Consider the following 14920-nt stretch of genomic DNA (forward strand, 5'->3'; position numbering starts at 1 on the left):
CTAAATATTAGTAATAATTTCTTCCGTAGGAGTTTTAGGTGAAACATAATTACTTTGTAAAGTAGAAAAATCAGGTTCAGGAAAAGCAGCGTAATCAATCTTTCCATTGGGAGTTAATGGAAAAGGTTCTAAAAATATGAATGCAGAGGGAATCATATAATTTGGAAGTCTCTTCTTAAGATATTCCCGTATTTCATGGGATCTGTCTGATGGAGATATTTTACCTAAGTCGTTAATGATATAAGCTACCAATCTTTGATTATTGTGTTTATCTTCTCGAATCATTACTTTAGCTTCTCTTACCTGAAAATGCTGACTCAAGATAGTTTCAACTTCTCCTAATTCAACCCGAAAACCACGAATTTTCACTTGATTATCAATACGTCCTAAGAATTCAATATTTCCGTCTGTTAAGTATCTAACTAAGTCCCCTGTTTTATATAATTTTCCCGTTCCAAATGGATTGTCAATAAATTTTTCTTTGCTTAATTCCAATTGATTTAAGTAACCACAAGCTAATCCTTCTCCTCCAATATATAATTCTCCAGAAACACCAATAGGAACAGGGTTTTGTTGTGCATCAAGAATATATGTTGTACGATTAGGTAATGGACGACCAATAGGAATTGTCTTACATGATTTTATGAAATTTGTATTTTTGGGAAGAGGAAAAGTAATGGCTGTAATCGTTGCCTCTGTAGGACCGTAAGCATTAATTAAAGAGATATTTTTGAGAGGACTCAAATTCCATTTTTTGACAGTATTTAATGGTAAAGCTTCCCCTCCAGAAATTACCAATCTGAGTTGATTAAGAGAGTGTTTAAATTCATTTTTATCTATAAATTCTAACCATTGAGTTAAATAAGAAGGAGGAAAATTAACAATAGTTAAACCTAAATCAATTATTATTTTGTTTAAATTGAAGATAGTTAAATTTTTAGCATTAACTAAAATTAGACTAGCCCCAACCCCTAAGGTTGGTAAAATTTGCTCCAAAGAAACATCAAAACTAAAAGAAGCAAATTGTAGAATACGATCTTTAATATTTAAGTGATTATTATCAATTATATTTTGACAATGATGGGATAGGGATTTATGGTCAATTAGAACCCCTTTTGGCAATCCAGTGGAGCCAGATGTGTAAATTATATAAGCTAAATTATTTTCTGCTATATTAGCTACAATATTATTAGAATATTCTTGTGCAATTTCATTCCAATCTGTATCTAAATTAATCGTTCTTAATGATTTTATATACGACTTATAGTGCAAAGATTCTTGAGTTAACAAAATTGATATCTGTGAATCTTCTATCATGAATCTCAAACGAGCTAAAGGATAGTTGGGATCTAAAGGTAGATAAATTCCCCCTACTTTTAAAATCGCCAATAATCCAATAATTCTTGTTAAAGATGGTTCTAGAAATAAACCAATGAAGTCCCCAGGAATAATGCCAGATTTTTGCAAATAATTGGCTAACTGATTAGCTTTCTGATTCAATTCTCTATAAGTAAGTTGCTCATCTTCAAAAATTACTGCAATCTGCTCAGGATTTTTTTCAACCTGTTCTTCAATTAATTGATGAATACATTTATCTGTGAGATGTTTTCTCTCTGTTTGATTTAACTCATGTAATAGTTTGTATTTTTCGGATTTTGTTAATAAAGGTAATTTGTCAATACATTGCTGAGGATTATCTATAATCGAAGCTAATAACACCTTAAAATGACTAATAATCCGATTAATTGTTTTATGCTCGAATAAATTATCATCATAAAATAATTGAAATTGATAGCTATCTTTTTTATAATCTTTTTTACAGTTTGTACATAATAGCAAATCAAAATTCAACTTATTTCCTAAAGCATCTATATTGACTAGGTGTGAATTAATAAAACCAACATTTGATTGTTGATTGGATTTAGTAAAGACTTTATTTTCTTTGACTTTCTGTTGTATATTGCTTAATAATTCCTCAAAAGTTGTCGATTTGAGTATTGGGAGAGTAATCGGGGAAAATTCAAAATAGGATTGATTACCTTCTAGGGTCTTCAAAGAATCAAAATCGACACTAATAAGAGTTTTTTCCTGATGATAACGATAGATTAAGCAACACCATGTTGCTAAGACAATAAATTGTAACGAATCCTCCCAAGCTTTCAATGGCAATCAGGCCGGGGAAGATAGCTATGCCGATATTACAATTGAGGATAGTATTCTTGCTGGAGCCTTTGATGGCTATTGTGTGGATACAGACACCCTGATTGGTCGGAGAGAAAACGACTTAACAGCCGAGGTTTTTTCTGTTTACGATGATATCCCTCCAGAGTTTTTATCTGCTATCGACAATCCTGCCAACTTAGAGTTAGCCTCTTGGATTCTCAACCAGTGTTTTGCTGGCAAAGATAGCTCTGCGGTTGGTGATGACATAGGCACCTTTACCTTTAGTGACGTTCAGGCTGCCATCTAGACCGTTTTAGGAGAAAGCTTTAACCCCAACGGAAATGACCTCCCCGACTTGGGTAATGATACAACAGACCCCAATGCCTCTGCCAGAGTGGACAAAATTGTAGAATTAGCCGAGGCTAATGGAGGAGGATTTGTTCCCGAATATGACTACACCACGGTTTTTGGGGAACAGGTAACCGGACAACTGGGGGTCTTGCTCTTTCCCGATAGAAATACAACGGATGATAACCCTTTTGATAAACAACCCTTAATCATTGGGGTTGAGTTAGCCAAATTGGGTGATAGAGTTTGGTTAGACTCTGATGCCGATGGCATCCAAGACGCAGGAGAAAATGGTATTGAAGGAGTCACAGTCAATCTCTTGGCCGATACCGATAACGATGGTCAAATTGACGATGTAGTTCATACCACCACCACCGATGCCGATGGTAATTATCATTTTGAAGTAATTGCTGGGGATTACGTAGTTGAATTTGAGCAACCAGAAGGATTTGAAGTCAGTCCAGCGAACCAAGGCACAGATGACACGGTTGATAGTGATGGCCTCATTTCCGACGTGGTGACGTTAAGCTCTGGCGAAAGTAACCCTACGATTGATCAGGGTTTTTATCAAACAGCCAGTTTAGGAGACTTCGTTTTTGAAGACAGCAACGCTGACGGTATCCAAGACGCAGGAGAAACTGGTATTGGAGGAGTAGAAGTTACCCTCTTAGCCGATACCGATAACGATGGGAACATCGACGATGTAGTAGATACAGCTACCACTGCCGCAGATGGCCGTTATGAATTTACTGGTTTAACCCCAGGTGTAGAGTACCAAGTTGAATTTACTCAACCCAGTGGGTTTGATAGTGTTAGCCCCCGTCAACAAGGAGGAGATCCTGCCGTTGACTCCGATGGTTTATTGTCTGATGTTGTGGTTTTAGCTTCAGGAGAAAATAATCCTACTATTGATGCTGGTTTCTTCAACACTGCTTCTTTAGGAGACTTCGTTTTTGAAGACAGCAACGCTAACGGAATCCAAGACACAGGAGAAACTGGTATTGGAGGAGTAGAAGTTACCCTCTTAGCCGATACCGATAACGATGGGAACATCGACGATGTAGTAGATACAGCTACCACTGCACCGGATGGCAGTTATGAATTTACTGGTTTAACCCCTGGTGTAGAGTACCAAGTTGAATTTACTCAACCCAGTGGCTTTGATAGTGTTAGTCCCCGTCAACAAGGAGGAGATCCTGCTCTTGACTCCGATGGTTTATTATCTGATGTTGTGGTTTTAGCTTCAGGAGAAAATAATCCTACTATTGATGCTGGTTTCTTCAACACTGCTTCTTTAGGAGACTTCGTTTTTGAAGATACAAACGCTAACGGAATCCAAGACACAGGAGAAACTGGTATTGGAGGAGTAGAAGTTACCCTCTTAGCCGATACCGATAACGATTGGAACATCGACGATGTAGTAGATACAGCTACCACTGCACCGGATGGCAGTTATGAATTTACTGGTTTAACCCCTGGTGTAGAGTACCAAGTTGAATTTACTCAACCCAGTGGCTTTGATAGTGTTAGTCCCCGTCAACAAGGAGGAGATCCTGCCGTTGACTCCGATGGTTTATTGTCTGATGTTGTGGTTTTAGCATCAGGAGAAAATAATCCTACTATTGATGCTGGTTTCTTCAACACAGCAGGTTTAGGAGACTTCGTTTTTGAAGATACAAACGGTAACGGTATTCAAGACTCAGGAGAAGCCGGCGTTGAAGGAGTAGAAGTTCAACTACAAAACCCCGATGGCACTCCTGTAACCGATGGCAATGGCGACCCCATCACCACCACCACCGATGCTAATGGTTTCTATTCCTTTGAAGGGTTAACCCCTGGGGAATACAAAGTCAAGTTTGTGGCACCCGATGGCTTCAAGTTCACCACCCCCAATGTGGGAGACGATGACACCATTGACTCTGATGCCGACCCCACCATGGACGGCATGACCGAAACCGTGATCTTAGAGTCAGGGGACTTTAACGGTACTTTAGATGCAGGGTTAGTTCAACCTGCTTCTTTAGGAGACTTCGTATTTGAAGACAGCAACGCCAATGGTATTCAAGATGCAGGAGAAGTAGGTATTGCCGGAGTTGAGGTGAAACTCTTAGCCGATACCGACAACGATGGTCTAATTGACGATGTGGTTGGTATCACCACCACCTCCGCCGATGGTAGTTACTTCTTTCCTAGTTTAGCCCCTGGTGTCGAGTACAAAGTGATGTTTTCTCAACCCGGTGGGTTTGATGGTGTTAGCCCCCGTCAAGCAGGAAATGACCCCAGCATTGACTCAGATGGTTTAATGTCTGATGTCGTCGTCTTAGCTTCAGGAGAATTTAACCCCACCATCGATGCTGGTTTCTTCAAAACAGCAGGATTAGGAGACTTCGTTTTTGAAGATACAAATGGTAACGGTATTCAAGACTCAGGAGAAGCAGGTGTCTCTGGAGTAGAAGTTCAACTACAAAACCCCGATGGTACTCCTGTAACCGATGGCAATGGCGACCCCATCACCACCACCACCGATGCTGATGGAGAATATGCTTTCACTGGTTTAACCCCAGGAGAATACAAAGTCACCTTTGTCGCACCCGAAGGTTTTGAATTCACCACTCCTAATGTGGGTGATGACAACGCAGTGGACTCTGATGCAGACCCCGACAACGGCATGACTGAAACCGTTATTCTCGAATCAGGAGACTTTAACGGCACCTTAGACGCAGGGTTAATTCGACTCATCCCAGATATTGACATTGAAAAATTCACCAACGGTGTAGATGCTGACACCCCAGACGCAGCAGCCGAAATCATTGTTGGTGACACAGTAACTTGGACCTATGAGGTTACTAACACAGGTGATGTTCCGTTTGACGAAAGTGAGATTTTAGTAACAGATGACCAAGAAGGAACTATCACCGACATCATTGATCAAGCAGATGGGGATAATACTTTAGCCCCGGGTGAAACCTGGATTTATCAGAAGACAGGAACCGCTCAAGATTTATCTACTGCTACTAACAATGTTATTGATTTTGAGACCGACGGTGAAGGTAATGCTTTACCGGCAGGTACCGTCATTGATGATGAATACCAGAATTTAGGATTGACGATTTCTGCCACTAAATTTGGTGCCATGATCTTTGACCGTGCGAACCCAACCGGTGGCGATTTTGATTTAGCAACAGACAGTGAAGGCAACATCTTAATCATCTCCGAAGACGGTGATAGTAACGATCCTGATGACAATGCTGGTGGTGGTGTAATCACCTTAGATCTAGATAACCCTGTGGATTTCAACTCAATTAATTTAGTAGATATTGAGGAAACAGGTGGTGAAGTTCGCACGACCGATAGTGATGGAAATGTAGTGACTACGGCAATTCCTGCTCCCGGTGATGGTAGTCTCCAAACTTTAAATATCAATGACAGTGATGTTGTCAAGATAGAAGTTGAGCTTGTTGGTAGCGGTGCTATTTCTGGCTTAGATTTTGATACCTTCAGCGATGGCATCTATAAAAACATCGGTACGGTTGTTGCTGATGGTGTTGAAGATTCTGATCATAGCCATTACGTTAGCTTAACCCCAGATCCTGACATTGATATTGAGAAGTTTGTCAACGGTATCGATGCAAATAGTCCTGATGAATACCCTGAGTTAAATCCTGGGAGTAATGTTACCTTCACCTACGATGTAACTAACACAGGTAATGTGGCATTCGCTGCTGCTGATGTAATCGTCACTGATGACAATGGCACTGCTGATGATAGCAACGATGACTTCAACCCAGAACAAGTCCTTGATGGAGGATTTAACGTTGGAGATGTTAACCAAAATAACTTCTTAGACGTTGGTGAAACCTGGAAGTATTCTGCAACTGACACTGTTCAAGAGTTGTTAACTTCCGAGACAATACACATTGAAGCAGAAGACTTCTACGAATTAAACGGCTACGAAATCGAATATAACGATTTCGCTTCAGGTCATGAGTTAATTAGGGTTTGCTGAAAAAGTTTCTCCAAAATTTATGCCACTTTTGACCAAGAATTTTCTGACAAATCAATAAGTTTTAGTACATAAAAATTGTTTAAAGTATAATCAAAATTAATGAAAGGCGGTTTGATGAGTTCTCCTGTTCTATTATTAGTAAATAAGGACAAAAAAAGCGACAAAAACTGCCTCAGAAGTTTAGAAAGATTGACAACTAAAAATGTAATAGCAATAGATGTAATGGAGGTTTCAGGGAGTTTTGTCATCACGAGATTTAGGCTAAATCTTCGTTTAGCTTGTCCAAACTTTCCCTCAATAGCATTACGGAAGCATTCATCGGAGTGGGCTTGTTTCTTTTCTTCTTCACTGACATTTTTCGGAGGTCTTCCTAACTTCGGACCACTGATTCTTATCCCTCTTTCCTTACACCAATTTCTGTTTTCCCTAGTTCGATAAATTTTATCTACATGGACGGATTCGGGATAATAGCCAAACGTTTCTTTATACTTTTCTACTTGTTCTTTAAAATGACAAGATTCATTGAAGTTTTCCCAACTTATTTTGTCTAGAAACACATAGTTATCTACACAGCTTACTGAGAGTTTAGCTCCAAACTCTATTGGTTTTCCTGCTTTTCCCCTCACTATTGGACGAATATGCGGTTGAGTTAAACTTACAATTCTTTGAGGAACACTCTGGGTCTTATTCTCCCACATTGACTGTTGTTGTTCATAAACTTTTTTGATAGTCTCTAGACAATTTTTCTGTCTTTTACTCAGATTTTCCAGGGAAGCCCCAGCTTGAATTAAGTCTTCTATATTTCCTAAATTTTTCTTAAGGTATTTTAACTGTTTCCCGATAGCTTTTCTTCTTTCTTGATAAGATACTTTTCGTTTTTTAGCTACTTTTAAGTATTCCTTTCTAGCAATTATTCTAGAAGTTCTCGGCTTTTTTCTCAATTTTACTCTTAATGGTTTATAAAGATTATCTATTATTCTTTCTGTCTCAATTCTGGCTTGATTTAATATGCCTAAATCCGTTGGGTATTTGATGTCTGCTGGCGCACAAGTCGCATCTAAAATTAGTTTACCTTTATTTTTTATTTTTTCTCCTTTTTATTGGAGACAATCCTTTTTTTTTACTTCTTTATCACTCTTGTCTATTTCTCTTTTTACTATTTTTTTATTGATTTTGTTTATCAATTCTCCATCAATTCTTTTCCTAAAATGAACTAGCATTGAAGATTCCAGTGGTGGCTCTTGTTGATAACAATTTAAACCTATAAAGTATTGTAGATAGGGATTTTCTCTAATCTGTTCTATAGTTTCTCTATCACTTGTTCCTAATTTTTCCTTAATAATTAATGTCCCTAATGCCATTCTAAATAGTTTGGCTGGCGCACCTTTTTCTGCTGAAAAAAGTTTAGCATATTCTTCCTCAAAATCATCCCAAGGTATCAACTCTGCCATGATTACCCAACGATTATTGGGGGACAATTTGCCCTCGAAAGGTAATTCAAATTTTTCTGGGGGCGGTAAAGGTTGCTCCTCTTTTCGATACATTTGTTCTTGACCAACAACTGGGAGGTGTTTCTACCAATTATAGCGGTTTGTAGCCGACAAAGCTGATCTTTTTTGCGATCGCGAATATGGGTGTAACCTTTTAAAGAATAGGGTTTTGCTTTTATTCAGCAAACCCTAAATAAGGTCTAAGATAATCAAGATGCCAGTGTTTTCGTTTATTAATCTGTAGATGTCTGTTAATTCTCGATTTGATTCCCCCAGCTCCAAAAGCACTACCAATGTAACAATAATAACCAGGGTTTATTTGATAAGTGCCTAGTGCAGCTTAGCAAAAATAATCCACCAGTCACTTATGATCTTTAAAGCCCTTAAATTTCCAAACGAACGGCTTAGCAAAATGTTGATTAAAGTAATCAATAAAATTGAGAATTTTTTGGGATAGTTCTTCAGTTGAACGGACAGTAATTCTTTTGAGTAAACGCCTGACTAAGATCGAAAACCAACACTCAATTTGATTAAGCCACGATGTATGTTTGGAAATATAAACAAAGCGAATTCGATGAGATTCATCTGATAAAAAATCTGCTCTGCTGTCCATAGATTGCAAAATTCCCTCCTTTCCTTTTCTCCCCAAATCAATAGTAATTCCACAGCTTTCTGCTACTAATTTGACTAAGCTTTCCGATTTATGAGTGTTGAGTTGATCTACAATAAAAATCCATTCTGCTTTTTCATCAATCTTAATCGTTCTCTGGATATGTTCAGAAAAATCTTGTTCTGTTCTTGTCGGTCCAATAGAGGGACTAACAACTTTTCCTCTTGCCACATCCCAGTTCGCAATCAAGCTTAAAGTTCCGTGTCTTTCATATTCAAATTCGATTTTTTCTACTTGTTTAGGCTTGATTCTTTTGGTCGGAAATAATCTCTCAAGAGCTTGAATCCCTGTCATTTCGTCTGTACTAATTAAATGAATTCCTTGTTCTAACAAAGTTTTAGCTTCTTGATGAAGTTCACAGATATATTTGACTTGCTTTTTAAATTTTAAGGGATCATCAATTTTGGCATTTAACCAGTAACGAACGAGATGTGGTTGTAATGTCGCTTCTTTTTAAAAAACGCCCCACACTACGGGGGGAAATCTTTTCGACAATTCCTCTTTTTATGGCTTCATCCGCCAACTCTGAAGGTGTCCAATGGCTCACTGGTCTGTCTGATTTTTCACATTCTTCACAAGCGATCTCTACAATCTGGACTACTTGTTCGACCGTAAAGGATTTTGTTGTTCCAGGTCTTGGGCGATCGCTTAAAATTCCTTTGATCAAGACCATTAATGCTTTCTCCGTTACCTGTTGTTCTTCGGCGGCACTCAGTTTTTCTCTCTCCTCAAACCATCGCGATCGCCACTGACGCACTTGTACTCGGTCTAATTCTAATCTTCGACTAATAGAACTATTGCTCTCTCCTGATGCTGCGGCTAAGATTAGCTTGGCTCGTCTAACAAGGCGATAGGGGTTTGTTGTCCCTCTCACTATTTGTTGGAGTACTGTTTTCTGTAGGTTGGAGAGGTTAATTGGCAATGCTTTTATCATGGACATCAACTTCGAGATTCTTCCGTTAGTTTCATTGAAACACATTGTCGTGGCTAGTCACGAAAGTTTCTGTAAAAATCTGGTGGATTACTTTCGCCAAGCTGCACTAGTAGTCCAGAGGTTAATATTGATCAGTCTCAGTTAGTATTTCAAGCACAGGAATGCGGACAAATACTAACCAAAACTTTAACTGTTACTAATAATATTCCTGATAGTACATTAAAGGGTAAATGGACTGTTTATCCTCATCAAAATGATCCGCCTCATACTCCTGATGATCATGCTTTTATTAGTTTTAGTCCTAAATATTTTGAAGGGAATAATATTCAATGTCAAGTAACAGTAGATACCAGTAAATTACAATCAAACAAAACTGGAGAAAGAACAATAATTTTAAAGAGTAATCTAGGATTAAAAGAGTATCCTGTTAAAGTACAAATAGAAACAGCACCTCCTCCTGAAAAGAAAAAAATTACTTATTGTTTTTTTATTTTTTTAGGTGTTGTTTTTTTTTGTAGTTGGATTTTTGGTATTGTCGTTTTTAGTATTGTCTATCTTGTACCTTTGACGATCAATGATTCTATGAGTTTTTACAAGACTTATTTTCTTATGACTTTATTTTTTCCTCCACTAATTACCCTAATTTTAGGTATATTTTCAGGAATAATTGTGGGAGTCTTTTCTGCTAGAATTTCTGGCCAAGAGAGATTTTTGGGAGCAATTATAGGCTCTACTTCTGTCGCAATTTCTGTGAGTCTAGCAATTTATGTAGCATCTATTCTTACCTTGACTTTTTTAACCTTGACTGTTTTCCTATTATTAGTATTTCCTTTACCGTATGCTCTACTGTTTTTAATTTTCCAACTTTATTTCGGAATTATTCTGGTAGTTTATCTAGTGCAGCTTGGCGAAAGTAATCCACCAGATTTTTACAAAAACTTTCGTGACTAGCCACGACAATGTGTTTCAATGAAACTAACGGAAGAATCTCGAAGTTGATGTCCATGATAAAAGCATTGCCAATTAACCTCTCCAACCTACAGAAAACAGTACTCCAACAAATAGTGAGAGGGACAACAAACCCCTATCGCCTTGTTAGACGAGCCAAGCTAATCTTAGCCGCAGCATCAGGAGAGAGCAATAGTTCGATTAGTCGAAGATTAGAATTAGACCGAGTACAAGTGCGTCAGTGGCGATCGCGATGGTTTGAGGAGAGAGAAAAACTGAGTGCCGCCGAAGAACAACAGGTAACGGAGAAAGCATTGATGGTCTTGATCAAAGGAATTTTAAGCGATCGCCCAAGACCTGGAACAACAAAATCCTTTACGGTCGAACAAGTAGTCCAGATTGTAGAGATCGCTTGTGAAGAATGTGAAAAATCAGACAGACCAGTGAGCCATTGGACACCTTCAGAGTTGGCGGATGAAGCCATAAAAAGAGGAATTGTCGAAAAGATTTCCCCCCGTAGTGTGGGGCGTTTTTTAAAAAGAAGCGACATTACACCCACATCTCGTTCGTTACTGGTTAAATGCCAAAATTGATGATCCCTTAAAATTTAAAAAGCAAGTCAAATATATCTGTGAACTTCATCAAGAAGCTAAAATTTTGTTAGAACAAGGAATTCATTTAATTAGTACAGATGAAATGACAGGGATTCAAGCTCTTGAGAGATTATTTCCGAACAAAAGAATCAAGCCTAAACAAGTAGAAAAAATCGAATTTGAATATGAAAGACACGGAACTTTAAGCTTGATTGCGAACTGGGATGTGGCAAGAGGAAAAGTTGTTAGTCCCTCTATTGGACCGACAAGAACAGAACAAGATTTTTCTGAATATATCCAGAGAACGATTAAGATTGATGAAAAAGCAGAATGGATTTTTATTGTAGATCAACTCAACACTCATAAATCGGAAAGCTTAGTCAAATTAGTAGCAGAAAGCTGTGGAATTACTATTGATTTGGGGAGAAAAGGAAAGGAGGGGATTTTGCAATCTATGGACAGCAGAGCAGATTTTTTATCAGATGAATCTCATCGAATTCGCTTTGTTTATATTCCCAAACATACATCGTGGCTTAATCAAATTGAGTGTTGGTTTTCGATCTTAGTCAGGCGTTTACTCAAAAGAATTACTGTCCGTTCAACTGAAGAACTATCCCAAAAAATTCTCAATTTTATTGATTACTTTAATCAACATTTTGCTAAGCCGTTCGTTTGGAAATTTAAGGGCTTTAAAGATCATAAGTGACTGGTGGATTATTTTTGCTAAGCTGCACTAGTTTAGGCACGCAATTTGCTCCCCCAGTTGATTGTGAAAATAGTAATACCAGTATTGCCGATGCCATTCATATCCTAAATAAAGTCACAATTGACAATCGTAACTGGTTTAATTCCGATGGCACTGATTTTCGTGATTTGTTCGACAATACCAAGCTAGAAGCCGCTGTGGGGAATTTATTTTTCCGAAGTATCAATTTAACGGAAGCAGAAGCCAAGCGAAAACGGTCAAGGGTGACTGTTAATAACCTATTTCGAGGAATTGCGCCCGGGGATGAGGTGGGACCTTATTTATCTCAATTTCTTTTGGTGGGTAATCGTGGGGTTAACGGAAACGACACAGTTCTCAAGCGCACTGATGGCCTCATCCGCTATGGTTCAGTTCGGATTGATCATCGGGTTCGGACGGCAACTCCGTGCAAAAACTATATGACCACTTTCCCTGAATGGTTAGATGTGCAGAATGGGGCGGATGTTCGAGGATTGGAGACCTACACTAACGGAACTGGGGCGAATGCGCCTTATCGTTTTATTACCACGCCTCGGGATTTAGCCACCTATGTTCATTATGATGCTCTTTACGAAGCCTATTTGAATGCTTGCTTAATTTTACTTGGCATGAGGGCACCTTTTGATCCTGGTATTCCTTTCCAAGATCCCGACGTGGAGGACAAACAACAAGGATTTGCCACTTTTGGGGGGCCAGTCATTTTAACCCTTGTCTGTGAAGTGGCAACAAGGGCATTGAAAGCGATGCGCTACCAAAAATTCAACGTGCATAGCCGTCTGCGCCCTGAAGGGGTGGGTGGCTTAATTGATCGTTATTTGACCATTCCTAACTTACAGGATGGAGAGTTAAAACCCATTGCTCCTCTTGTTGAAGCTTTACGGAATGAGAGATTACTGGATAGGGTTAATCAATTTAATAATGGTCAAAGCTATCTATTACCAATGGCATTTCCTGAAGGTTCACCGATGCACCCCTCCTATGGCGCAGGCCATGCTACTGTTGCAGGAGCTTGTGTAACTATACTGAAAGCTTTCTTTGATCATGGTTGGCAATTACCCCTTGGTAAAGATGAAACTACAGGTAGATATATTGCCTACGAACCTAATGCAGATGGGAGCGGTTTAGTTGAGGTTCTCTTAGAGCAACCTTTAACCGTTGAGGGGGAATTGAACAAAGTAGCGGCTAACATCTCTATTGGACGCAACTGGGCAGGTGTTCACTACTTTACAGATTATATTGAATCCTTACGCTTAGGAGAACAAATTGCCATCGGTATCCTCGAAGAACAGAAATTCACCTTTGGGGAAAACTTTACCATGACTGTTCCGCTTTTCGACGGAGGTGCCAGACAAATATAGGTTCCTAGTATTAATTAATTAATAGTTATGTGGTGGGCAAACATTAACAATCTCTCAGCTAATTTTAAATAGTTATTAATTTTGCCCACCCTACAATTTATCTTATACAAAGAGTAGTAGAATATTTATTGAGTAAAGATATATAACAAGTTATCAATTTAGTCACAACATTGATGTATTGCTGAACACAAGGCGCATTTTTTCTAAAGAATATTTGATATAATCTTTGAGTTGTTTATCTTCTCTAGTTAATTAAGTTATGAATGATAGAGTCTTGGATTTTTCTCAAGGATCAAGGAGTAACTTAAGGGATGTTATCAATAAGCAATTATTAATATTTTTAGAAGCTAAAAACTACGAAGCAGCTAAAACTTTATTAATTCCTGTTGCTTCTGTGGATATTGCTGAGGCGATCGCAGATTTGCCAAAAACTATGCAAATTATTGCTTTTCGACTCTTAAATAAACAAGAAGCGATTGAGGTTTATAAATATTTAGACAAAGCAACTCAGCAATCACTAATTGAAGATTTTAAAGACACAGAAGCGGTGGAAATAATTAATAATATGTCTCCTGATGAGAGAGTAAAATTATTGGATGAATTACCCCCTCAATTAGTGAGAAAATTGGTGGCACAATTAACCCCACAAGAAAGGGAATTTAATGCTTTATTGTTGGGTTATGATGCCAATACAGCAGGTAGAATCATGACTCCTGAGTACATTTATGTGAAGGAAAATATTACAGTCACCGAAGCACAAACTAAAATTAGAAATCTCGCTAACGAAATCGAAGTTGCTTATTATATTTACGTTACGGATGACAATAAAAGGCTTAAAGGAACCTTATCATTAAAAGATTTAATTATCGCTAATCCGGAGACAATTATTTCAGAAATTATGACCATAAATATTATTTATGCTTATACTAATACAGATCAAGAAGAGGTTGCTAAATTAATTCAAAGATATGATTTAATTGCTTTACCAATTGTTGATCAAGATGAGAACTTATTAGGGGTTGTTACTGTTGATGATGTTATTGATATTTTAGAAGCAGAAGCAACGGAAGATATTTATAAAATGGGTGCCATTGAAGCAGCAGAGGAAGATGAAAATTACTTTAAACTAGGATTTTATAAAGTTACTAAAAAACGTATTCCTTGGTTACTGATCTTATTAGTTACTAATTCTGTTACTGTCTTTTTAATGAGTAATTTTGAGGAAGTATTAGAAGAAGTTGTAACTTTAGCTTTCTTTACGCCATTATTAATCGATGCAGGGGGAAATGTTGGCGCACAATCATCTACTGTTATTATTCGAGGTTTAAGCACAGATGAATTAAGAGATAAGCAACCTTTTCCTATTATTATTAAAGAGTTAATCACGGGGGGACTATTAGGAATTATTTTGGCTATCTTTGTGATCGTTTTGATTTTCCTCTTGTTGGGTAAACTAGAAATTGGTTTAACAGTAGGATTTAGTTTAATTGCGATTACAATTATTGCAGCAACAACAGGAGCAGCGTTACCTTTTCTTTTCAATAAAATGGGATTTGATCCTGCTTTGATGTCTGCGCCATTTATTACAACCGTTGTTGATATTTTGGGTATTTTTGTTTACTTTTCTATCGCTAAATTGATCTTGAATATATAGAATTATTATGA

The 14920-nt window shown here is 37.9% G+C and carries 11 protein-coding genes and 1 pseudogene; 7 read left to right on the forward strand and 5 right to left on the reverse strand.

What is annotated here, in order from left to right:
* Window positions 1–2163, reverse strand: a complete 2163-nt coding sequence (locus CWATDRAFT_RS31640) for a non-ribosomal peptide synthetase (protein WP_050018343.1) — start codon at window positions 2161–2163, stop codon at window positions 1–3.
* A gap of 82 nt (window positions 2164–2245) precedes the next feature.
* Here CWATDRAFT_RS31640 and CWATDRAFT_RS09220 point away from each other — a divergent pair, with 82 nt between their 5' ends.
* Entirely contained in the window at window positions 2246–2470 is a 225-nt protein-coding gene (locus CWATDRAFT_RS09220) for a hypothetical protein (protein WP_042711373.1), read from the forward strand.
* A gap of 48 nt (window positions 2471–2518) precedes the next feature.
* Window positions 2519–6517: an SdrD B-like domain-containing protein gene (locus CWATDRAFT_RS31645; RefSeq protein WP_007304718.1), complete on the forward strand. Its 3999-nt coding sequence runs from the start codon at window positions 2519–2521 to the stop codon at window positions 6515–6517.
* A 17-nt stretch (window positions 6518–6534) separates the two neighbouring features.
* Here CWATDRAFT_RS31645 and CWATDRAFT_RS33215 read toward each other — a convergent pair.
* The 4 genes and pseudogenes from CWATDRAFT_RS33215 to CWATDRAFT_RS09245 form a co-directional block, all read right to left on the reverse strand.
* Window positions 6535–8061, reverse strand: a pseudogene (locus CWATDRAFT_RS33215) (IS5-like element ISCwa2 family transposase).
* A 121-nt stretch (window positions 8062–8182) separates the two neighbouring features.
* Window positions 8183–8326 (reverse strand): DUF123 domain-containing protein, encoded by a 144-nt coding sequence (locus CWATDRAFT_RS40980; RefSeq protein WP_081450937.1) that lies wholly within the window; start codon window positions 8324–8326, stop codon window positions 8183–8185.
* A gap of 42 nt (window positions 8327–8368) precedes the next feature.
* Window positions 8369–9010: a transposase gene (locus CWATDRAFT_RS09240; RefSeq protein ID WP_007304810.1), complete on the reverse strand. Its 642-nt coding sequence runs from the start codon at window positions 9008–9010 to the stop codon at window positions 8369–8371.
* Window positions 9011–9074: 64 nt separating this feature from the next.
* On the reverse strand, window positions 9075–9656 hold the full coding sequence (locus CWATDRAFT_RS09245) for a helix-turn-helix domain-containing protein (RefSeq protein ID WP_007303067.1): 582 nt from the start codon (window positions 9654–9656) through the stop codon (window positions 9075–9077).
* Between the two features lie 519 nt (window positions 9657–10175).
* Between CWATDRAFT_RS09245 and CWATDRAFT_RS37130 the strand changes: the two genes are divergently transcribed.
* The 5 genes from CWATDRAFT_RS37130 (at window position 10176) to mgtE (ending at window position 14909) form a co-directional block, all read left to right on the forward strand.
* The gene (locus CWATDRAFT_RS37130) at window positions 10176–10562 is read left to right on the forward strand and encodes a hypothetical protein (protein WP_007304719.1); all 387 of its coding nucleotides are present in this window, start codon (window positions 10176–10178) and stop codon (window positions 10560–10562) included.
* Between the two features lie 8 nt (window positions 10563–10570).
* Window positions 10571–11152 carry a helix-turn-helix domain-containing protein gene (locus CWATDRAFT_RS09255; protein WP_007304720.1) on the forward strand — a complete coding sequence of 194 codons (582 nt, stop codon included), beginning with the start codon at window positions 10571–10573 and terminating at the stop codon, window positions 11150–11152.
* A 64-nt stretch (window positions 11153–11216) separates the two neighbouring features.
* Window positions 11217–11858: a transposase gene (locus tag CWATDRAFT_RS09260; protein WP_007304721.1), complete on the forward strand. Its 642-nt coding sequence runs from the start codon at window positions 11217–11219 to the stop codon at window positions 11856–11858.
* 458 nt (window positions 11859–12316) lie between these two features.
* Window positions 12317–13255: a vanadium-dependent haloperoxidase gene (locus tag CWATDRAFT_RS09265; RefSeq protein ID WP_198138962.1), complete on the forward strand. Its 939-nt coding sequence runs from the start codon at window positions 12317–12319 to the stop codon at window positions 13253–13255.
* Window positions 13256–13514: 259 nt separating this feature from the next.
* Window positions 13515–14909, forward strand: coding sequence for a magnesium transporter (gene mgtE / locus CWATDRAFT_RS09270; RefSeq protein WP_007304723.1), 1395 nt, complete (start codon window positions 13515–13517; stop codon window positions 14907–14909).
* The last annotated feature ends 11 nt before the right edge of the window (window positions 14910–14920 follow it).

Origin of the sequence: Crocosphaera watsonii WH 8501, from assembly GCF_000167195.1 — a bacterium.
Taxonomy (GTDB): Bacteria; Cyanobacteriota; Cyanobacteriia; order Cyanobacteriales; family Microcystaceae; genus Crocosphaera; species Crocosphaera watsonii.